Genomic DNA, 21558 nt, shown 5'->3' on the forward strand with positions numbered 1-21558 from the left:
CCCGATCACTTCGGTTCTTCGCCGATCAGGAGCACCAGCTTCCCCCGCGTGTGCCCCGTCGCGATCTGCGCGTGCGCCTTCTCCACCTCTGCCAGCGGGTACGTCTGCGTCACGTGGACCTGGAGCTTCCCGGCCTCGAAGAGCCCCCGGATCGCATCGAGCTGCTTCGCGTCCGGCCGCACGTTCGCCCCCACCCCGAGCGCACCGTGCTTCTCCAGCGTCGCGGCGTCGGGCGTGCCCACCAGCGTCACCACGAAGCCGCCCCGGCGCACCAGCGGGATCGCCGCCGTCAGCACCTCGCCACCCACCGCGTCCAGCACCACGTCGACGTTGCGCACCACGTCGGTGACCCGCGTCGTCGTGTAGTCGACGACCTCGTCGGCCCCGAGCTGCCGCAGCAGATCCAGGTTCTTCGTCGATGCCGATGCGATCACCCGCGCGCCCCGGAGCTTCGCGAACTGGATCGCGTACCCACCGAGCCCGCCCGAGCCCCCCTGGACGAACACCGTCTGCCCGGCCCGCAGGTGCCCCGACTCGTACAGCGCTTGCCACGCCGTCAGCGCCGACGCCGGCACCGCCGCTGCGTCCCGGAACGAGAGCGTCGACGGCTTTCGCGACGCCTGCCTCTCCGGCACGATCGCGTACTCCGCGTGCGCGCCACCGCGCTCCCTCCCCATGTACGTGTAGATCGCGTCCCCCGGCTTGAACGCCGTCACCTTCGGCCCCACGGCCTCCACGACCCCCGACAGCTCCCACCCCAGCGTGTACGGCAGCCGGATCAGCCCACGCAGGCTGCCAGCGCGCACCTTGCTGTCGAGCGGGTTCACCCCGGCCGCCACGACGCGCACCAGGAGTTCCCCCTCCTGCGCCACCGGACGCGGCACGTCCTCGTAGCGCAGCACCTCGGCCCCGCCGAACTCGTGGATGCGCACCGCCTTCATCGTCGCCGGCGTCGGCTCGGCCTTCGCGTCCGGCGAGCTTCCCGAGGCCGCCGGATCGACCGAGGCCTCCGCTGGCGCGAGCGCCCCTCGCGTCTCCGAGCTGGCCGCGCACGACGCCGAGGAGAGCGCCCCGAGCGCCAGCATCAGCAACGATCCCACCCCGACCCAGGCCGAGCGCGACGTGGTCATGCGTTTCTCTTTGCTCCCATCCAGTCGACGCCGCTGGCTCCGTGCGCGCGGGTCCCCTCGTCGTAGTGGCCCCCCGTCACTCGCTCAACGCAAAACGCGGCACAGATCCTTTGCCTGCCAGGCACGTGCGGCTCGGCCATCCCGGTGGTGTGCGGTGTGAGGAGGCGAGGGCGCGAGTTGGGCGAGGTCGCGAGGCGAGGCGTGTCCCCGAACGGCCGTCCCGCGGTCCGCGAGCGCGGTCTTTGTGTCGTCGACCGGTCAAACCCCCCTGTGCACGAGTGACCGGAGGGTGTTCGACCAGTCAAACCCCCCTGTGCACGAGTGACCGGAGGGTGTTCGACCGGTCAAACCCCCTTGTGCACGAGTGACCGGAGGGTGTTCGACCGGTCAAACCCCCTTGTGCACGAGTGACCGGAGGGTGTTCGACCGGTCAAACCCCCTTGTGCACGTGTGACCGGAGGGTGTTCGACCGGTCAAACCCACAAAGACCACGAAAACGGGCCCCGGACGACGCCTCGACCGTGGTGGAGACCACGAAACAGGCCTCCGTGGACCGTCCTCGCCACCCTCGGGTCGCCTTCCTCCTGCCGTGTCGTCCGTCCTCGCGGCCCCTGACGTGAGCGCGCCTGCGTCGCCCGCGACCCGGATGCCGCGACGCGGACATAAGCTCAGTGCTCCAGCTCACCGTCCTGGATTGCCCGCGCGCGCCTCGCGGCGGTAGGGTTCTTCCGCAGGCCATGGTGCGCACATTGGACGCCATGGCGCGAGGGAGGACCCAGCCATGTCCGGACACCGAGTCTACGAAACGCTCCAGCGCTCCGACATCGAAGCCCTGTTCGACGTCGGCGCTTACGTCGCCCTCGCTGGCGACGCCTCGCACACCCATGGGGCCACGGACTTCAAGGCCTTCCACCTGGAGCTGAACCTCGGCATCTCCGACGAGCAGATCCGCGAGCTCCAGAGCCGCCACAACGCGACCTACATCAAGCTGAAGCCCGGCCTGATGCTCGGCGGCGGCAAGGTCGACCTCGAGGTCTACCATTACGAGCAAGACCTCCTCGCGCTTCTCGACAGCAGCTCGCAGTACAACCTCCGCACCGGCCGCGCCGCCTACGACCATGGCGAGACGCTCGGGATGATCGACCTCAAGCTGAAGTAGCGCCCAGTGCCGCGGGTCCACATCCTTCAGCATGCTTTCAAGACGCCTGAAGGGGTGGGACCCCTCGCGCTGATCGGCGTGTACCCGAGCAAGGAAGAGGCGGAGGCGGCCGCGGCTCGCCTTCGTTCTCAGCCGGGATTCCGTGACCACCCGGAGGGCTTTCAGATCAGCGAGCTGTTCCTGGTCACGGGGCCAAGGGACGCATCCCCCAGAGCAAAGCGACGCAGAGCGCGGCGATGACCGCTCCACCTTGACCTCACCCGTCGTGCAGAAGGTCGCCGTGACGCTCCTCGCGTCGTGGCGCGCTTCCCGTCACGGCGCTCCTCGCGTCACGGTGCGAGGAGAGCCGCGCTGCGGATCGTGCCTCGGCACAGGGCACTGCCGCACGGGCAAGGGGAGGGGGAGCGGCTCGGTCCCGCGAGGGTCGCGTGATCGAGGGTGATGGCTTCGCCCTTGCGGATCGGGCGCCTCGCGACGAAATCGAGGCCGTCGAGGGCCACGGTGGGGTCGCAGCTGTGGTGGGTGGGGAACCACGCCTCCGGGTCGTCGCTCCACATGGCGTGGACCTCGTCCGAGATCGGGTGGGCCCACCGGGCGAAGACCTGCTTTCGCCAGGAGGGCCAGGTGCGCTCCACGTGCGCGCGGGTCACGAGCTGCATGGGGCGCTCCTCGTTGCAGAACACGCGCTCGCCTGCGGCGATGTCGACGGTGGCCACGATGCCGAGGCCTCTCTCGGGGTGGTGGCGGAGGGTCCATTTCGGTCTGCGCAGGTCGCGACGGCGCAAGGCCGTGGTCAGGATGTGTTCGATGAAGCCCCGGTGCCCCCCCGGGTCGTGGGAGAGGATCAGGTCCGCGGCGCCCGGGGCTTCGGGCGGGTAGAACAAGCCGGGGTTCGAGTTCACGTCGAGCAGGTAGAGCCGGCCGTCGCGGTCCATGCGGATGTCACAGCGCGCATAGCCCACGCCCTTCAGCGCCTCGAAGATGCGCGCCGCCACGCCTTGCAATCGTTCGGCGAGGTCGGCGTCCTCGACGGGGCGCGACGAGAGATCATCGTAGCCGCGCCATTTCAGATCGAAATGCTTGAACGATTCTCCGGGGGGAAACACGACTTCGAGCGGGGGGTAGCAGCGCGGGGAGCGCTCGCCGGCGGGCGGCTCCGCCACGAGCACGGTGAACTCGCGCCCCTCGACGAACTCCTCGATGAGCGCGCCGCCATGCGCGTCCACCACCTGGTCGACCCTGGCGAACAGGGCGTCGGCGTGGGTCACGCGGCTCGCGGCAGTGAGGCCGAGGCTGCCATAGCCGTCCGGATGCTTGACGAAGAGCGGGAAGCGCAGGTGAGCGGCGGCGAGCTCCGCCTCGTCACGACTCTCGGCGAAGACATGACGCGGGGTGTCGATGCCGACGGCGTGGCACATCAGCTTCATGGCCTTGCGGGTGATCGGGTAGAAATGCGGGTCCGCACCCGTATAGGCCTGGCCCTGGCGTTCGAGTTCGATGACCACCTCGAGGCCGGCGCAGTCCTCTTCCCAGGTGCCGTCGCAGAGGTTCACGAAGGCATCGAAGCCGCGCTTGGCGAGCTGTCGCACGGTGCGTACCGCCGTGGCTTTGTCGACGAGGCACACCTCCCACTCGTGCGACGGGGCCCAGAGGGACGGGTCCGGGTACGGGTCGAGCCCGTGAAACGGCGACTCCGAGCGCTCGTAAGACGCCAGCAGGGTACACAGCCGCATGGAATGAAATTCTTATCACCGTGTCCCGCGCGCGAGCCAGTGGAATGGGAGGAGGGGTGCGCAGCGGAATGCCGTCATGACCGGGTGCGTACCATGGCCGCGTGGTGAACGCCTCTCGGCGCAGAGCGTGTCTATGGGATGCCCGTCGCGCCAGGTCCGTCGGTGGCGACGTGGCGGCGGCGCCCGTGGCGTCGAACGATCGGCTCCTCGAGATGGGTGTACATGAGGACGGCGACGACGATGGAGATGGCCATTGCGGCGAGTGCCAGAAGGGTTCCCGACCACCAGGCAAAGCGCTGCTGGGGGCCGACGGCGTGTCGGAAGATGCGCAGGACGGGGTAGTGCACGAGGTAGAGGGCGTAGGAAGCATTGCCGAGGGCAATCAGGACAGGATGCCCCAGCCATCCGGTGTGGCCGGCGAGGTCTCTGGTGGCCAGGGTGGGGATGACCATCGCGAGGGGAACCGCCAGGGCGGCGCCGAAGAGGTAGGCGGTTGGCAGGATCGGAATGGCCAGGAAGACGAGGCCACCGAGGAGCAGCGGTGGCCACAGAGGAAGCCGCGGCCACAGGCGTGCCTGAACGAGTCGCGCCGCGAGGATTCCCAGGATGAATTCGAGCAGTCGCGTGGGTGGGAAGAAATAGACCAACCATACTTGCGTGATGGGCAAGGGCATCCACCAGGTGCCCGTGTGTGGCTCTCGAAGGAGGTAGGTGAGGGCGGGAAAGAGAACGATGAGCGCTGCGACGAGGGCGAACCAGCGCCACAGCCGGTGCGCAGGGATTCGCTGGAACCGGGGATGAAGGAATGGGAAGAGCGCGTAGAAGAAGGCCTCGCAGGAGATCGACCAGCTCACCGGGTTGACGCTGCCGAGGTAGTCGATTCGTGGCACCCAGTTCTGGAGCAGGACCAGGTTGATGAAGGCCGTGCCAGCGTCGAGGCCTGCTTCTGCGCCGGGTAGCAGGGATGGCGTCGATATCGTCGCCAGGAAGAGGATGGTGACCAGCCACGTCAGCACATGATTGGGAAAGATCTTGGCCGCACGGCGCCGCCAGAAGGCACGAGGAGGGTCCGATGGAGGCGCCGACCAGGTCAGGATGAACCCGCTGAGGACGAAGAAGGACGACACCGCGGCCGTCGCGGGTAACAGGGTGAGACGGAATGGATCCGTCTGCGGGTCGGTTCGAAAGAACTGAGCATGATAGAAGGTGTGGGCGAACAAGACCACCGAGGCGAGCACGAACCGATAGCCGGTGAGTATGGGCAGCCTCCGACGCTCGGCAGGGACGGAGTCTGCAACTGCGGGTGGCGATTGCATGACTCTCTCCTTAGAGAAGGGCTCGCAAGCAGGGTAGTGGGCGAGATGAGGGATGAAGAATGCATCGTCGGGTGCCAGACGGACGAATGACTGGAGAGATGGAGGAATGGAAGAGATCGTGGAGGAAGGCCTCGCGCGACCTGACCCTCCGCATGACCGACGCTGCCGAGAGGGGCGAGGTCTTTGCACGCTCCTTGGCGGCTTCAGGGATGTCGTCAGCGTCGCGTACGGCTACTCATCCGTGGACATCATGAGTCAGGCACGATCTTCCACTGGCCTGGTGTCACCGCAAACTCCCACTCGGCCTGGGACAGCGCTCCATCCAGTGTGTCGTGGTAGGTGTCCGTCAGCTCGCGCCCCTCCGCGTCGACGTAGAGAAGATAGAAGCCAGGGTCAGATGCGTACTGCACAATGCTGAGGGCAGCAGGCGACAAGAGAATCGCGCCATTGCGTGTGTGTCGTGCCTTCCCTGCGGTTCCTTCGGGCAATGCGATCTGTCTCAGGAGCTTCATGGTCATCGAATCTACTCCGCCATGGCGCTTTCGATGATACGCCCGCCCGGAGCGTCGTGAAGGCCGCTGCTCTCTCCCTGGAAGACCGCTACGTGTGCATGGCTGGAGCCGTCGCTGCCGCTCCTCGACGCAGCCCATGAATGCGTTCATGAGCTGCGATTCGCGGGCTGGCGTTTCTCGGGCTGGCGCTTCTCGGGCTGGCTCGGTCTCGTTCGGTGCTCTCACCCGGGGATACCTGCGGTGCCGGGCTGGGTGCAGGGACCGGGAGGGGAGGGGAGGGGAGGGGAGGGGCTGTGGATCAGGGGAACGGGGCGCTTCCCTTCCGGGTGCAGGTTTCCAGGATCAGGAATGAGCGTGAGACGGGTGCGGCTGTGAGGAGCCGGGGCGATGGCCGGAGTCTGGAGGGGGTGGCTGGCAGATGACCGGGGGGGGCGGGCAGGTGACCCGCGTGTGGGCAGGTTTCCTGCTCCCGAGCAGGGCAGCTCTCGGTCGATGCCATGATGGCCGTGCGCTCGAGGGGATGAATGGTTCCTGTCAGAAGCTGGCAGGCGACCAATCACCCATGGAGACCTACCCTTCAGGAGATGAGGTATCCACGGACCATAGATGCTGTCGCCGCGGCCATGACGCGGGCCGCGTGACATGATTCTAGGGCGGCGGACGATTGATGATCAGGGGAACTCTTGCTGCGGGGCCTTGATGCCTGGCGCGCCAGCGTTCTGCTGAGAGCTGCCCTCGCCTCCCAATCCTGCCTCGCCTTGTGTCAGACGGACCTCTTGTGAGGTGCTGACGGTCGCGCCGCTATAGGCAATGGCAAGGGCGTGACCACCACGGCCACCACCGCCCTGCCCCCCTGCACCGCCAAATCCTCCTGCTCCGCCACTGCAACCTCGCTTGGCGTTCCCACTTGGGTTCCCCCCTGGGCCGCCAGCGCCGCCAGCACCCCCCTCTTGCCAGGCGCCACCAGCACCTCCCTTACCGCCATTGCTGGCTTCGAGGGTGCAGTCGTTCAGAGAGACCATTGCGTGGATACTTGCCAGTGCAATGCTGGAACCGCCGGCTTCACCACCCTGTCCTGGTTTGCCGCCGCAGCCGCCCGAGCCACCACTTCCGCCGCTGGCACCGGCCCCCGCCACGTTCCCTGGGCATGTGGCTGAGCCTCTGGCGCCACCGCCGCCACCGCCACCCTGGCCGGGCTTGCCGGGGGTGCCAGGGCTGCCGCTCACGCCGGCGTAACCACTCTCGGCGGTCAGCGTTCCCAGGCCAGTGCCTCCGCTGCCGGGTTGCCCAGGTTCGCCATCCTCGCCTTCTTCGCCATTGCCACTGGCCGCGCAACTCCAGCTGCCTGAAGCTGGTTCTCCATCACCAGGTGCGCCGGCAGCGCCTTCCTGTCCAGCCTCACCTGTCATCCCGCTCGCGAGAGCAGCATCGCCACCTTTGCCTCCGATGGAGGGCGTACCGCCGTCTCCGCCGCACTCACCGATGACTGCGGCGCCGCCATTGGTCATTGCCTCCACGCCAAGCGTACTGCATGCATCCCTTCCAGGGCGTCCAGGCATTCCCCCCTGCGCTTCCGGCACCGGATCTCCGGGTACAGCTGGCGCTCCCGGTGCCCCGTTAGCGCCATTGCCTACAACAATGGCGCATCGCTCTAGCTCCGCGGTCACGCCAGCTGCAAGCACGCCGATCGACGAAGCGCCTGGCGTCTCCGCGTCCGACGCGCGGATCTCCAGATCCTCCAGCCGCGTCGTCCCATCCCCCGCGAGCAGCTTCACCGCTGGCACATCCGGCGGGCCATGCACGCTGGTCTTCGTGTCCTCCTTCCAGATCCATCCGGCGGAGCAATCGAGCCCGCCGAAGATCGTCACCCCTGGGCGCACCTCGACCTGCTCCTCGAACACCTCTCCGCAGGCATAGACGCGGGGCACCCCTCGCTCCACTGCCACGAGTGCGGCGTGACTCAGGCTTCGTTTCGGAGCGTCTTTGTTGCCGCCATGGTTGCCGTCGTCCCCACGAGTGTTCGACACCCAGACGCCACAGTCGTCTTCGACGGCCCTGTCGCTCCCCTTCGGGATGCACGCTACTGGTGTTCCCGTCCCACCGTCACCGCCTGCTCCCGCGCCAGCCGTCGTATTTTCACCATCGATCTCGAACTGGTCGAGTCCACTCAGGGCAGCGCAGCTCATCACGTTCGTTGCGATGAGCAGTCCAGCGCATAGGTAGCTGCTGACCTTTGGTCGCTCCTTGGCAGGATGCATCTCGGGACGGCCCGAGCCGTCCTCGTTCTGTGTGGTAAGTGAGCCGAGAGGGGCTCCATGAGCGGCGCTTGCAAAGCGCGTCGAGGGCCTCTCTCGGGGTATGGCGATCGTCGTTCGTGTCCCCATCCATCCACCTCCTTCGGAAAGTCTGCTTGGTTGTCACAGACTCGCTCGGGGATATCCCACGACGGAGCGTGAAGGAGCCCTTCACCGAGAAATCGGTCGAGAGCCGAGTACAATCACGAATGAGGGGGGATGGCGATCAGCGGAAATCTTGCTCAGTGGCTGCGATGCCGTCCGTGCCGCTGTTCCCCGCGTCATGGTTGTTGCCGCCAAGGCCACCTGTTCCAGGGGTGCCTTGCACACGGCGTGTGTCCTCACTCAGGGCGACAGGCGTACCCTTGTAAGCGAGGCTGAAGGTGTTGCCACCCGCGCCACCGCCGCCGGGACCACCCTGGCCTCCGGTCCCGCCAATGCCGCCAACGCAAGCATTCGCTGACGACCCGACGCCTGTGCCCGGTGTGCCTCCCGGGCCACCTGCACCGCCTCGTTGTGAATCGCCGCCGACCCCTCCCTTGCCGCCGTTACCTGCTTCGAGGCTGCAATCGTTCAGGGAAAGTTTTGCTTCGACGCTTACGAGCGCGATGCTGGAGCCACCTGCTCCGCCTCCTTGCCCCGGCTTGCCCCCGCATCCACCAGAGCCGCCGCTTCCGCCGCTGGCACCGGAGCCCTGAGGGACGCCGCCGCAGAAGGAAGGACCTCGGGCGCCGCCGCCACCTCCGCCGCCTTGTCCTGATTTCCCAGTGCTGCCCGGGCTGCCGGTGGCCCCTACATAACCACTCTCAACGGTCAGCGTTCCCAGTCCTGAGCCCCCGCTTCCGGGCTGCCCAGGAACGCCATCCTCGCCAACCTGACCATTGCCAGTCCCAGCGCAGCTCCAAACGCCCACCGTGGGTTGGCCAGTACCCGGGAAGCCGAAGGACCCAGACACCCCAGCCTCGCCGTTCAGGCCCGTGTCTGCGCGGCCATCGCCGCCTTTGCCGCCAATGGAGGGATCGACGCCATCATCCCCGCACATGCTCGCGACCTCTGCACCCCCTGCGGTCGTCGCCCCCGCCCCGCTCATGGTGCAGGCATCGCGTCCCCCATTCCCTGGCGCTCCTGCCTGCGCTCGCGGCACCGGATCCCCCGGCATAGCCGGCTCCGCGCCCGGCGCACCCGGCGAGCCGTCAGCGCCGTTTCCCACAATGATCGCACATCGTTCCAGCTCTGCGGTCACGCCTGCAGCGAGCACACCGATCGACGAAGCCCCCGACGTCTCAGCGTCCGGTGCGCGGATCTCCAGATCCTCCAGCCGAGTCGTCCGATCCCCCGCGAGCAGCTTCACCGCTGGCACATCCGGCGGGCCGTGAACGCTGGTCTTTGCCGTCCCCTTCCAGCTCCATCCCGCAGAGCAATCGAGTCCCCCGAAGATCGTCATCCCAGAGGAGACCTCAATTTGTTCCTCAAACACCTCCCCGCAGACGTACAAGCGTGCAATTCCCCGCTTCGCCGCCACGAGTGCTGTGTGTTGCAGGCTTTTCTTGGGCGCATCCTTGCTGCTGCCGTCGTTGCTGTCGTCCCCCCGGCTGCTCGATACCCATACGCCGCAGTCATCATCGACGGCGACTTCGTTGGTCTTCGGGATGCACGCCACCGGCGTGCCCGTCTCCTCACCACTTCCTCCTCCAGCGCTACCCGTCGTATCACCACTGTCGATCTCAAACTGGTCGAGCCCGCTCAACGAGGAGCAAGCCATGACGCTCATCGCGCTAAGCAGTCCAGCGCATAGATACCTTCTGACTACGCCCAGTCCGTGCTCGGCTCTCTGCTCCTGAGGGCCTCTCGCTCCCTCTTGAACAAGTACTCGGGGCAGGCCAGAGAGCGTGCGTTTGTCTGCACTTCTCATGGGTAAGGAGGTCCTCTCGCGTTGTTCGCATCGTGTCAAATTCGTATTCATCCCGCCGCCTCCTTCAGAGGGTCGGCTGCGTCGTCGTGCAGTGCAGGAAATGTCCTGCTGGCGACCCTGCTTGAAAAAGCCCTCTTCACAGAGAAATCAACCCGAACTCTCGTTTGGGTGGCAATAGGCATGGCAGCGTTCGACGGGTGTCGTGCTCCAACGGGGGGCCGGTGAATGGATGACGAGCAGGAAGCAAGCTCGTCCCCGAAGGACTGAGTGCTCCCGTCGACCATGGGAACTGTTCTGCCCCATTCGCCACGTGCCTACAGGCTAGTGCTCGCCCCGATGAGGAACAATCACAGCTGCCAACCAGGGGTTTTCCCGCTCAGCGACTGAGGAGCGACGTAACGCCGTTACAGGCCGTCGGAACATTCAGCCGAGGATGGGTAGTTCGAAGACAGGCGAGCCACCCCCCTCGATGGCTCAGGGGAACTCTTGTGCGTCGGCTTTGCTGCCGGACTCCCCCGCGTTGTTCGCCCCGTTGCCATCACCACCTAGCCCGCCTGGACCCGCGGAGCCTTGCAAGCGGCGGATCTCGCCGCTCGTGCTGACCGGGGTGCCCTTGAAGGCGATGGAGAGGGTGTGTCCTCCGGCGCCACCGCCACCGGGGCCCCCTCGACCGCCGTCCCCTCCGTCCCCCCCTCTGCAGCCTGCGCGGGACAGGTTGACTCCCGTGCCTCCTGGTCCCGACGTTCCACCAATCCCTCCGAGTTGGAGATCGCCGCCGAGTCCGCCCTTGCCGCCGTTCCCTGCTTCGAGGGCGCAGCCGTTCAGAGACAGCGTTGCCTCGATGCTCACGAGCGCGATACTTGAGCCGCCTGCTCCGCCGCCTTGCCCTGGCTTGCCGCCGCAGCCACCGGAGCCGCCGCTTCCGCCGCTGGCGCCTGAGCCCTGCGTTGCGCCGCCAGGACAACTGCCCGGACCTTTTGCTCCGCCACCCCCTCCGCCTCCTTGCCCCCGTTTGCCAGCAGTTCCCGCATTGCCGCTGATACCAATGTAGCCACTTTCAGCGCTCAAGCTCCCATTGCCAGTGCCTCCGGTGCCCGCGTCACCGTCGACCCCTGGCTCTCCTGCATAACCAAGTCCGGTGCCGGTCGCACAACTCCAGGTGCCTGCACCGTTGGGCTCTCCAAGACCCGCTTGGCCCAATGTGCCGACCTCACCGGGCTCACCATCGCGTCCTACCATGAAGGTTCCATCGCCACCCTTTCCTCCAATGGATGGCTCGCCTCCATCTTCCTCGCACATGTTCACGACCTGTGCGCCCCCTGGGGTCGTCGCCCCATCCCCAGCCATAGTGCACGCATTACGTCCCGGATTCCCTGCCGTTCCCCCCTGCGCTCGCGGCATGGGATCCCCCGGCGCTCCCGGCGCCCCATCGGCACCATTGCCTGCAACAATGGCGCATCGCTCCAGCTCCGCGGTCACGCCAGCTGCGAGCACGCCGATCGACGAAGCGCCCGGCGTCTCCGCATCCGACGCGCGGATCTCCAGATCCTCCAGCCGCGTCGTCCCATCCCCCGCGAGCAGCTTCACCGCTGGCACATCCGGCGGCCCGTGCACGCCGGTCTTCGTGTCCTCCTTCCACACCCACCCCCCGGCGCAATCGAGCCCGCCGAAGATCGTCACCCCTGGGCGCACCTCGACCTGCTCCTCGAACACCTCGCCGCAGGCATAGACGCGGGGCACCCCTCGCTCTGCCGCCACGAGTGCAGCGTGCCTCAAGCTCTTCTTGGGTGCGGCCTTGCTGCTGCCGTCGTTGGCGTCGTCTCCCCGGCTGAGCGACACCCAGATGCCGCAGTCATCCTTGACGGCCTCGTCGCTCCCCTTCGGAATGCACCCTGCCGGCGTCCCCGCGCCGCTCCCCCCATCGCCGCCGCCGCCATCGCCGCCGCCGCCGCACGAATTCGTCTGTGCGCAGTCGTCGGAAGCGCTCGAGCATCCCGCACTGGCGCCGAGGACCGCGGCGGTCATGAGTCCCAGTGTGGCCAACCCCCGTCCGAGTCGTCGTCGTGTCGTCGTGTTCATGGTGTTCCCTCCGTCGTGTTCTCGAAGCTTGCGGGCGTGCTCGCGTTCCAGTCTCGCCTTCCCGGCGTCGGGGTGGCTTGCGGCAGCCCTTTCATCATCGACGCTTTCTCGCGAGCCGCCCGCGCCGAGCACGAATTCGCGCGCACCGCCGACGCATGCGCCATCGGCTCGTACCCCACGGATCCGTGCGTCAACCCTGCGTGGGCATCGACGCTGTGCATCAGAAGGTCCCTCGCAGCGAGAGTCCCCCACCTTGCCAGCTCACGCTCGGCGCGATCTCCACGGACTTGCGGTTCGACCGGGAGGCGAGCACGTAGGACGTGACCATGTACGCGGCGGTGCCGGCGAGGACGACGCCTCCGCCGATGAGGAAGGCGGTGCCGGTGTTGGCGAGCGCATCCTGGTTGTCTCGCATGCCGCGCAGCGCGGTGCAGGCGCCAGGCTGTGGCGTCGGCGAGCACCTCTCCCCTGTCCCGTCGGCCACCGTCCCTTGCAGGTGGCTCAGCAATGCGTCGGCCGCGCGCGCCTCTCGCCCCGAGAACCCGTGCAGCACGGCGCCAGTGACCATCCCGAGGGCGCCCACCGCGAACCCGCCCACGAGGACGTACGGCAGCGGGTGCTTCGCCACCGGCGGGGGCAGTTGCTCGTCGTGGATGACGGATGTCGACGTCGAGGTCGACATCGACGGGCGTGGCTTCAGCTTCACGCTGAGTGGCTCCTCGCCGCCAGCCTTGCCGGCCACGTTTTCGTATTCGGTCCCGTAGTTCTCGGCGCGTATCTCCAGGATGTGAGGGCCGGGGCGGAGGACGAGCGCGTCCAGCCAGGGGCCGCGGCCGAGGGAGCGGCCGTCTTCGAGGACCTCGGCGGTCGGCGGGTCGAGGGTCAGCCGCACGCGGGCGACGTGCTTGATCGCCTCGTCGTACAGGGTCTGCGCCGTCTTGCGCCGGTCCAGGGTCGCGGGCGTGACGGTGGGGCCGCTGGTCGGGGTCTCGCGCAGTGCGTAGGCGAGGTGGCGCACGGCGTCCTCGTAGCGCTTCAGCTTGACCTCGCAGCTCCCGAGGTTCAGGGCGACCTGCGGGTGCTGCTTCATCAGCCAGGCGGCGGTGAGGAGGGTGCGGCACTCCTCGTATTTCTCGGCATCCCAGGCGGCGACGCCGCGCTCGAACATCTCGCGGGCCATGCGGGTGAGGTCGTCGTCGGCCGAGGTGTTCTCGGAAGGCGTGGGCTGCGGCTGGGCCTTGGAGGCGGTCGCAGGTTGCGCTGGCGAGGGCTGCGCTGACGAGGGCGGGGACGCTGCGGGTCGTGCTGCTGGAGGTTGCGGCGTTGCGGGTTGCGTTTTCGGCGCGGCAGGGGTCGCTTTCGGCGCGGCAGGAGGAGGCACCTGCGCGACGGCGGGCGCGGCGAGCAGGGTCGTCGCGAGGAAAGCAACTCGGGTCCAGGAACGCTCGTGGCTCATGTCAGAACTCCGGGATGCGTCCGCCAGGCGGCGGCTTCTGAGGGGGTTTGGGGGGCGCCGGCGTCGAGGTCGTCGTCGGCAGGGGGGTCGGTTTCGACGTCGTGGTGGCAGCCGGTGCGAGGGGCGCTGGCGTCTCGATGGTGGGAGGTGGGACTGCGGGGGCCGTGACGGCAGGAGGCGTCACGACAGGAGGGATCACGACAGGAGGCGGTACGGCAGGCGGTGGAATTGCGGGAGCCGTGACTGCGGGCGTCGTGACTGCGGGAGCCGTGAGTGCGGGAAGTGGGATCACGGGAGGCGCAGGTGGCGCTGGGGGGATGGTGACGATCGGCACGGGCACGGTCGGCGCGCCAGATGGCGCGGTCGGGTCGGGGGCCGTGAGCGGTGCGCGAGGGGTCGAGGGGTCGTCGACCGGTGGGTGGGGTGGCTTTGGCGTGGCGGGGGAGGGGGTCGATGCAGGGACCGCGCGTGTCGTGGGCGCGGGAGCGGCGTGGCGGCTCCTTGCGTCACGGAGGGACAGGGCAGCGGCGAGCACGAGGGGGGCGAGGATGGAGAGGGCTGCGCAGAGGGCGCTGAGCCAGCCAGGCCAGGCGTGTCGCGGGGCGTGGAGAGGCGCGGCGTGAGGGCGCGCGGCGTGCGGGCGCGCGGTCGGTCCGCGGGTCGGGGTGGTGCCGTGGCTGTCGAGGGCTGCTTGGACACGGGGGGCCTCCAGGGCGCGACGCTTGTTCTCCTCGGAGGTGGCGCGGTTGGCCACGCGACGCTGTGTCGCTTCGGTGGGGAGGTACTTGCTGAACTCGTCGTCGCTCATGGTGTTCGTGCGCTCGCAGGTTGGAGGCGCGTCAGAAGGGACGCGGCGGCGGCCGAGGTGGCGACGTGGGGGGGGTCGGGGCGGTGGTGGTCGGTGGCGGCGTCGTGGGGGGCGTCGTGGGGGGCGTCGTGGGGGGCGTCGCGGGAGGGCTCGGGGCGCGCGGCGATGCGGTGGTCGCAGGGCGGCTCGTGGTCGCCGTGGTCGCCGTGGCCGCAGGGGTCTGCGCAGGGCGAGGGGTATCGTGCGTCGTCGTCGCGGCGGGAGGGGTCGTCGTCGTGGCAGGGCGCGCGGTCGTGGCAGAGCGTGTCGTTGCGGCAGGGGAGGGCTCTGCGGAGACGGCGTTCCTGGTGGGGTCGACCGGAGGCGTCACCGGAGGCGTCACCAGCGGCGCAGCGAGGGAGGGGCTGGCTTCCTGGGCGTCGGGAGAGGTCTCCGTGGGCTCGGGCGGGAGCGGGAGGGCGGCGGCCTCGGTGGTCTCGGGCAGGGGCAAGATGATGGGGGGAAGGACTTCACGGGTCGTGGTGGGGGCGGCCGTGCGCTGGGGCGGGGCGGCGCTTCGGGAGGTCGACCAGAGGCGCAGTCCAGCAGCCAGGACGAGGACGACGGCGCACGAGGCGAAGGCCCAGCGCAGGCTGACCCAGAGGGGGCTGCGCGGCGCGGTGGTGGGGGGGGCGACGCGCACGGAGCCGGCGTGAGCTTGCGGGGTGTCGGTCGACGATGCGCCGTGGGCGTCGGCCGAGGAGGTGCGTCGGGGGCTCGCCGAGGGGGCAGTCGATGGGGGGCTCGGGCCGCCTGGTGACGGGCTGTGGCTGACCTCCGGGATGCCGGTCGAGGGGGCGCGTGGGATGCTGGTGGAGGGGGCACGGAGGGCGCCAGGGGAAGGGGCGTGGCTGGCTTGCGGGGTGTCGGCGACGGGGCGCCAGGTGGTGGGGAGCGCAGCGTCGAGGCTGGCGCGGAGGTGCTCCTCGGGGCGCATGCGCGCGGTCTCCTGGAGGAGCGCGAGCGGGATGCCGCGGCGGGGGGTGGGCGCTTCGTCCGGTCGGTCCGGCCTGGGAGAGGGCGGGGCGGCGGGGGACGTGGGAGGGTGCAGGGGGAGGGTGCGGTCGCCGAGGGGGGCGCCGCCTTTGCCGGAGTCGAGGGGGTCGGTCATGGGCTGCGGGGGCTTCTCGGGCGAGGGCGTCTCGGTGGGAGCGTGGCGCGGGCTCGAAGGGCGACGGTCGGCCATGACCGGCGTGGCGCGGTCGAACTCGCCTTCGGCGTGGGGGTGTGCGGCGGCGTAGCGCGTGTACTCGTCGGTGAGGGCGGCGTGGGCGGTCTCGGCGTCGGGGCGATGCGCGGGGTCCTTGGCGAGCATGCGGTCGACGAGGGCGCTGAGGCGCTCGGGGACCTGGTCGAGCACGGAGCTGGACAGGGAGCGCGGGGTGGCGTGGAGGTGGTTCTGCTGGACGACGCGGCCGCTGGGGAGTTCGCCGGTGGTGGTGCCGAAGGCGTGGCGGCCGGTGATGAGTTCGTAGAGGATCAGGCCGGCGGCGTAGACGTCGGAGGCGCGGGTGGCGCCATGGGCGAGGATCTGCTCTGGCGCCATGTACTGGACGGTGCCGATGTCGGAAAACAGGTCGCTGGAGGCGTTGCCGTCGACGCGCCGGGCGACGCCGAAGTCGACGACTTTGACGAGCCCGTCGCGCAGGAGCATGACGTTCTCGGGCTTGAGGTCGCGGTGGATGATGCCGCCGCCGTGGGCGACGCGGAGGGCGTCGACGATCTGGATGGCGATGGAGAGGGCGCTCTTGAGGTCGATGCGGCCAGCGTGCTGGAGCAAGCGGCGCAAGGAGATGCCGTCGATGCGCTCCATGACGAGGTAGACGAGGCCGCCGTCGGCCATGCCGGCGTCGTAGAGGCGGACGATGTTGGGGTGGTCGAGGTCGGCGAGGATGCGCGCTTCCTTGCGCTGGCCGATGACGAAGGTGGCGTTGCGGTCGCGGCCCTGGCCGAGGATCTTCAGGGCGACGGGGCGGTCGAGGTACTCGTCGACGGCGTCGTAGACCTGGCCCATGCCGCCCTCGGCGATGAGGCCGGTGATGCGGTATTTGTGCAAGCGGTCGCCGGTCGTGAGCGGGAGGTCGGCGTGGGCGCCGCTGCTCGTCCCCGTGCGGAGGATGCGCGCCGTGCTGGAGGCGCGCGCGTCGGCGAGGCCCAGGAGCCGGCGCCAGTTCATCCGCAAGCCTCCTGCGGGCGCGAGGGGGCGGTGCTCGGGGGAGCGGGGGTCCACGGGGGGGGCTGGAGAGGGCGGCTCACGGGGCGCTGGTTCGTCGGGTGGTGGAGGGGGGAATGGGTGAAGCGGTCCTCACAGGGTGGCTCGTTCACACCGGACCCCAAATGAAGAAATCGGGAAGGAGCCCGCGTGGGCTCACAACAAGGACAGGCCCCCCGGCGTTGACGCGATGCTAAGCGGTTATCGCGCTGCGTTAAAGGTCCGTGGTAGGGACCAGCGGACGGGCCGTTTTCGGTCCGCATGGTAGGGTCGTGGGTTGCGCGGCCGTCGTGCATCGGGGGGTGTCAGGTCTTTCTCATGAGTGATCCTCGTACGCAGGCGCTGGAAGAAGAGGTCGAGCGGCTCCGCGCGCAGGTGGCCGCGCTGGAGTCGGAGGCCTCAGGGCTGCGAGAGGAGCGGGATCGGTTCCGCCGTCTCTGCGATCTCTCGCCGAACGTCATCTACCTCTACGACTTGGACGAGAGCCGGAACCTGTACGCGAACCGACAGCTCGCCGAGCTGCTGGGGTACGGGACCGAGGACATGCTCCGGATGGGGGGGACCTTGATGGCGACGATCGGTCATCCGGACGACATGGCGGTGATGCCAGAGCACATCGGGCGGCTGCGGCAGGCACGCGATGGGGATGTGCTGGAGGTGGCGTACCGCTGTCAGAGGCCGGATGGGAGCTGGCGGTGGCTGCTCAGCAAGGACATCGTGTTCGGCCGCGACGAGGCAGGAAGGCCGCGGTGGATCCTGGGCGTTGTGGAAGACGTGACCGAACGACGTCGGGCCGAGGACGAGCTGCGGCTGCAGGAGCACGAGATCGCGCGGCAAGCCGAGGAGCTTCTGGTCCGCGAGGCGGAGCGGGCGGCGCTGCAAGACCAGGTGATCGAGGCGCACCAGGTGGCGATGCGGGAGCTGTCGACGCCGCTCATGCCGATCGCCGATCAGGTGCTGGCGATGCCGCTCGTGGGGACGATCGATCGCGAGCGGTCGCAGCGCATCCTGGAGGTGCTGCTGGACGGGATCTCGGAACAGCAGGCGCACGTGGCGATCCTGGACATCACCGGGGTGCGCGAGGCGAATGGGCAGGTGGCCGATGCGCTGATCCGGGTGGCGCGCGCGGCGCGCTTGCTGGGCGCGGAGGTGGTGCTCACCGGGGTGTCGCCATCGGTGGCGCAGGCGCTGATGGCGGCCGATGTGGACCTGGGTGAGACGCTGACCCTGGGGACGTTGCAAGCAGGGATTTCTTATGCGCTCCGACGAACCGGGGGGGCGTCGGGCGGTGAATGGAGGGGGAGACGCGGGCCGGCTCTGGTCAGCGCGCGCTCGATCCGGTAGCCATCGCCCCGTGGTACCCTGGCGACCCCTTGCCGCCCCGGTCCGTCTCCCGCTGACGCTGTGCGTGGTGTGTGCGTGGATCTGCGGGCTCTTCGCCCCTGCTTCGGCGCGCGCGGAGGCACCAGTCGAGCTGCTGCCGGCCATCCCGCCGGGCTCGCCAGCAGCGGGGGAGGGGGTGGTGCGCAGCGTGATCGTGGTCGAGGCGTCGTCGTCGCTGCGGGCGACGGATCCGAAGGGGCAACGCAAGCTCGCCGCCGAGCTGCACGTGGATCTGTCGCGAGACGGGGACGAGGTCGCGGTGGTCGCGTTCGCAGGGACGGCGCGCGAGGTGACGTCGGGGTTCGTGACGATCCGTTCTCCAGAGGACCGGGCGACGCTCAAGCTGGCGATCCGGGGGATCGGGACGGAGGGGGTGTGGGCCGATTTCTCGGCGGGGCTCGCTGCGGGGCGGAAGCTGCTGGAGGCGGCGCCGGGCAGCCCGTCGGACCGGGAGCTGCTGCTGATCCTGGGCGACGAGAGCTGTGATCCGGATCCGCGTGGGCCGCTGGGGGTGGCGGCGCAGGTGGCGCGGCCGCACCGGATGGATGCGTTCTGCCACGAGAAGGTGCTGAAGGAGATCGTGCCGGCGCTCGGGGGGGCGCCAGTGTTCGCGTTCGGGCTGTCGCGGTCCGCGCCGCGGGCGTTCCTGGAGGCGCTGGGGCGCGCGTCAGGGGGGCTCGGGATGGTGGCGGCGGAGGCGGATGATCTGCCGCGTTTCATCGCGGGGATCCATGCGCGGTTGCGGGGGACGGCGCTGATGAAGGGGGCGCCCGGGGCGGCGATCGAGGTGCACGATGGCGCGGGTTCGCTCGACGTGGCGCTGGTCGCGCCGCGGGGGGCAGGGGCGCGGTTGCTCGACCCGGCCGGGGTGGAGGTGCCGACGCACAACGAGAAGCCCGGAGAGGTGCTGTTCGTGGAAGGGCCCGCGTACCGGCTCTTCAAGGTGGCGAGCCCTGCAGTGGGGGCCTACCGGGTCGCGGGCGGGGCCGGGGGGCGCTTCGTGGCGGTGGAGGGGTCGTCGCTGTGGCTGGAGTTCGTGGACGCGCCCGAGGTCGCCGAGGTGGGCAAGGAGATCGAGGTGCGGGTGCGCCTCGCGTCGGCGTCCGGGGAGCTGCCGTCGCTGGCGTTCCTGGATCGGCACGAGCTCCACCTGCGCGGCGCGCAGGCGGCGTCCGGGGAGCTGGGCTGCTCGGGGCAGCTCGCGACGGTGAAGCCGGTGCTGCTGCGGCGGGGCGCCGACGGGATCTACCGGGCGCGCCAGGCGCCGCGCGCGCGGGGGGAGCTGTGCTTCCAGGCGGAGCTCGTGCCGGGTCCGGGCGGGATGCTGACGCGACGGAGCGCGCCGCTGGTGGTGCGGGCGGTGCCTCGGCTGAAGCTCGTGGCCGCCGGGATGCCAGCGTTCGCGCCGGTGGTGCAAGGCCAGGCGGTGGAGGCGATGCTGTCCCTGGAGGGGAGCGAGATCGCGGTGCCGCTGGAGGCGCAGCTTTCGCTGGAGGGAGGGCCAGGGCTGTCGCTGTCGCCGGCGTCGATCGCGCTGACGGCGGAGGGGCCGCGCGTGTTCACGCTGCGGGTGGAGGCGGATCCAGCGGCCGAGGGGGGGCCTCGGTCGGTGAAGCTGGAGGTGCGCCCCGTGAAGCCGAAGGGGCACGAGACGAGGGCGATCCTGCTCGAGGGGGAGGTGACGGTCGTCCCGTTGACGTTCTGGGAGCGCACGCACCCGTGGATCGCGGTGGGCTCGGGGGGGCTCGTGCTGCTCCTGTTCGGGCTGGGGTTGTTCTTGCCGCCGCGCTTCGGTCGTCGGCTGGTGCTGCGCTACGAGGATCGGCGCGCGCCGGAGGTGCCGCGCACGGGGACGTGCGTGCTCCGGAAGCAGGCGCGGGCGGGCTTCTACCGGGGCGCGCGGCTGCTTCTGGGGGCGGCGGGGCCGGTGCGGACGGGCGCGGTCGTGGAGCTGCGGCCCGCGTCGGGGGGCGGGGTGGTGGCGCGGCCGCTGGGGGGCAAGGTCGTGCGGGAGATCCCGGCGGAGGATGCGGTGGCGCTGGGGGAGCCGCGTGAGGTGCGGGCGGTGGTGCTGAAGGACGGGGTGTTCCGCTGCGCGCCGTCGGCACGCTACGAGGTCATCGACACCGGGCTGGTGTTCTGGATCGAGGTGGGGCGGTAAAGAAGGGCGGGGTCCTGGAGGGCCGGTGTCCGGCGCGCAGGCCTTCGCTCAGTCCTCGACCCGGCTCATGTTGCGGATGCAGTAGGAGAGGGCGGCGCGCAGGTTGCGGTGGGTGACGATCTGGGAGAGGTCGGCGCCGAGGGTGATCATGGTCTGGGCGACGGTGGGGCGGATGCCGGCAACGATGCCTTCGGCGCCGAGCAGGCGGATGGCGTTGACGAGGCGGAGCAGGTAGCCGGCGACGCCGGTGTCGACGACCTCGACGCCGGTGAGGTCGAGGACGGCGTAGCGGGCCTGGCTCTGGGTGATGCGGTCGAGGAGGTTGTCCATGACCTCGGCGGTGCGGCTGCTGTCGAGGACGCCGAGCATGGGGAGGGTGAGCACGCCGTCCCAGACCTCGATGATGGGGGTGGAGAGGCGGCGGATGATCTCCTGCTGCTGTTCGATCTTGGCGAGGCGTTCGCGGAGTTCGTCTTCGGCTTTGCGGACGCGGGTGATGTCGATGGAGAAGCCGAGGACCATGACCTGCTCGCCCCGGGCGTCGCGGATGGGGACCACCCAGCTCTCCCAGTGAACTCCTTGGGCGGAGCTGAGGTAGTGGCTGCTCTCGCCCGTGAGGGCGCTGCGGACGTGCTCCATCGCCACCTTCGACTCGCCGTAGACCTCGAAGATGTTCTGCGTCACGAAGTGGCCCTGCGAGAGGCCGACCACCTCCAGCGCTTTGCCCTGCTGGTAGGTCAGGGTGCCCTGGAGATCGCAGCCCCAGATGACGGCGGGGAGGTGATCCGAGAGCGCGTCGAGGAGCAGCTCCTTGGTGCGCGGGGGGCTCTCGGCTTCGCACCGGAAGGCGCCGTGGATGCCGCTGCCGTCCTCGGTACGGGCGGCGTGGAACCGCACGGTCTCGTAGTCTCCTTGCGCGTCACGCACGCGGACGTCGAGCCCTTCGGGCGTGGTGCTCTGCGCGAGGCGCGCCCAGGCGGCTTCGAAGAGGGCCCTGTCCTGGATGTGCACGAGGTCGTGGAGCCGGGCCCCGGGTTCACCTCCCGCGCCCAGGTGGCGTCGCAGCGCCGCGCTGGTGAGCTCCAGCCGTCCGTCGACGGTGGCGACGAAGAGCAGCTCGGGACACGTCGAGAAGAATGAATCCAGCAATGCGCTCGGTGTGTCTACGCCCACAGGGAACTCCGGGTCGTGTGCCAACGGTTCGGCGTATCAGAAGGGCACCCGAGGCGAAAGGCGACAGGGGAGTAAACCCCGCGTGATGAAACCACTTTTTCGGTGTCGGGAGTGTGTGGAGACGCACGGGGGATGCCCTGCGGGTAGGGGCCATGACGTGCGCGCAAATGTTGCCGGCTGCCTCGTTCGAG

At 69.3% G+C, this 21558-nt stretch carries 14 protein-coding genes; 4 read left to right on the plus strand and 10 right to left on the minus strand.

The window, feature by feature from the left end; genetic code table 11:
• Positions 1–5 precede the first annotated feature (5 nt).
• Positions 6–1130, minus strand: coding sequence for an NADP-dependent oxidoreductase (locus CMC5_RS11040; protein WP_050430364.1), 1125 nt, complete (start codon positions 1128–1130; stop codon positions 6–8).
• A gap of 781 nt (positions 1131–1911) precedes the next feature.
• Here CMC5_RS11040 and CMC5_RS11045 point away from each other — a divergent pair.
• Both CMC5_RS11045 and CMC5_RS49350 read left to right on the plus strand, forming a co-directional pair.
• Positions 1912–2289: a hypothetical protein gene (locus CMC5_RS11045; protein ID WP_050430365.1), complete on the plus strand. Its 378-nt coding sequence runs from the start codon at positions 1912–1914 to the stop codon at positions 2287–2289.
• A gap of 6 nt (positions 2290–2295) precedes the next feature.
• On the plus strand, positions 2296–2529 hold the full coding sequence (locus CMC5_RS49350; RefSeq protein ID WP_082362382.1) for a DUF7336 domain-containing protein: 234 nt from the start codon (positions 2296–2298) through the stop codon (positions 2527–2529).
• Between the two features lie 89 nt (positions 2530–2618).
• Here the strand turns inward: CMC5_RS49350 and CMC5_RS11050 are convergent, their stop codons facing one another.
• From CMC5_RS11050 to CMC5_RS48435, 8 genes are all read right to left on the minus strand, one after another.
• Positions 2619–4022, minus strand: a complete 1404-nt coding sequence (locus tag CMC5_RS11050) for an SET domain-containing protein-lysine N-methyltransferase (protein ID WP_063796252.1) — start codon at positions 4020–4022, stop codon at positions 2619–2621.
• A gap of 131 nt (positions 4023–4153) precedes the next feature.
• Complete coding sequence (locus CMC5_RS11055; protein ID WP_063796253.1) at positions 4154–5338, minus strand: acyltransferase family protein; 1185 nt, start codon at positions 5336–5338, stop codon at positions 4154–4156.
• Between the two features lie 248 nt (positions 5339–5586).
• Entirely contained in the window at positions 5587–5850 is a 264-nt protein-coding gene (locus CMC5_RS11060) for a hypothetical protein (RefSeq protein ID WP_218920252.1), read from the minus strand.
• A gap of 671 nt (positions 5851–6521) precedes the next feature.
• Positions 6522–6872 carry a PE-PGRS family protein gene (locus CMC5_RS44240; protein WP_156338445.1) on the minus strand — a complete coding sequence of 117 codons (351 nt, stop codon included), beginning with the start codon at positions 6870–6872 and terminating at the stop codon, positions 6522–6524.
• A 3658-nt stretch (positions 6873–10530) separates the two neighbouring features.
• Positions 10531–10905: a PE-PGRS family protein gene (locus tag CMC5_RS48425; protein ID WP_156338446.1), complete on the minus strand. Its 375-nt coding sequence runs from the start codon at positions 10903–10905 to the stop codon at positions 10531–10533.
• Positions 10906–12355: 1450 nt separating this feature from the next.
• Positions 12356–13591, minus strand: a complete 1236-nt coding sequence (locus CMC5_RS11085; RefSeq protein WP_050430372.1) for a tetratricopeptide repeat protein — start codon at positions 13589–13591, stop codon at positions 12356–12358.
• Between the two features lies 1 nt (position 13592).
• Positions 13593–14399: a hypothetical protein gene (locus tag CMC5_RS48430; protein ID WP_050430373.1), complete on the minus strand. Its 807-nt coding sequence runs from the start codon at positions 14397–14399 to the stop codon at positions 13593–13595.
• 31 nt (positions 14400–14430) lie between these two features.
• On the minus strand, positions 14431–16614 hold the full coding sequence (locus CMC5_RS48435; RefSeq protein WP_050430374.1) for a serine/threonine-protein kinase: 2184 nt from the start codon (positions 16612–16614) through the stop codon (positions 14431–14433).
• A 354-nt stretch (positions 16615–16968) separates the two neighbouring features.
• Here CMC5_RS48435 and CMC5_RS11100 point away from each other — a divergent pair, with 354 nt between their 5' ends.
• A complete protein-coding gene (locus tag CMC5_RS11100; RefSeq protein ID WP_050430375.1) occupies positions 16969–17994 on the plus strand; it encodes a PAS domain S-box protein in 1026 nt (341 codons plus the stop codon).
• Between the two features lie 10 nt (positions 17995–18004).
• Positions 18005–20194: a vWA domain-containing protein gene (locus CMC5_RS48440; protein WP_050430376.1), complete on the plus strand. Its 2190-nt coding sequence runs from the start codon at positions 18005–18007 to the stop codon at positions 20192–20194.
• A gap of 48 nt (positions 20195–20242) precedes the next feature.
• On the opposite strand, the gene CMC5_RS11110 is transcribed toward CMC5_RS48440, so the two are convergent.
• Entirely contained in the window at positions 20243–21343 is a 1101-nt protein-coding gene (locus tag CMC5_RS11110; RefSeq protein ID WP_050430377.1) for an STAS domain-containing protein, read from the minus strand.
• Positions 21344–21558 lie beyond the last annotated feature (215 nt).

It is taken from the genome of Chondromyces crocatus (genome assembly GCF_001189295.1).
GTDB lineage: Bacteria > Myxococcota_A > Polyangia > Polyangiales > Polyangiaceae > Chondromyces > Chondromyces crocatus.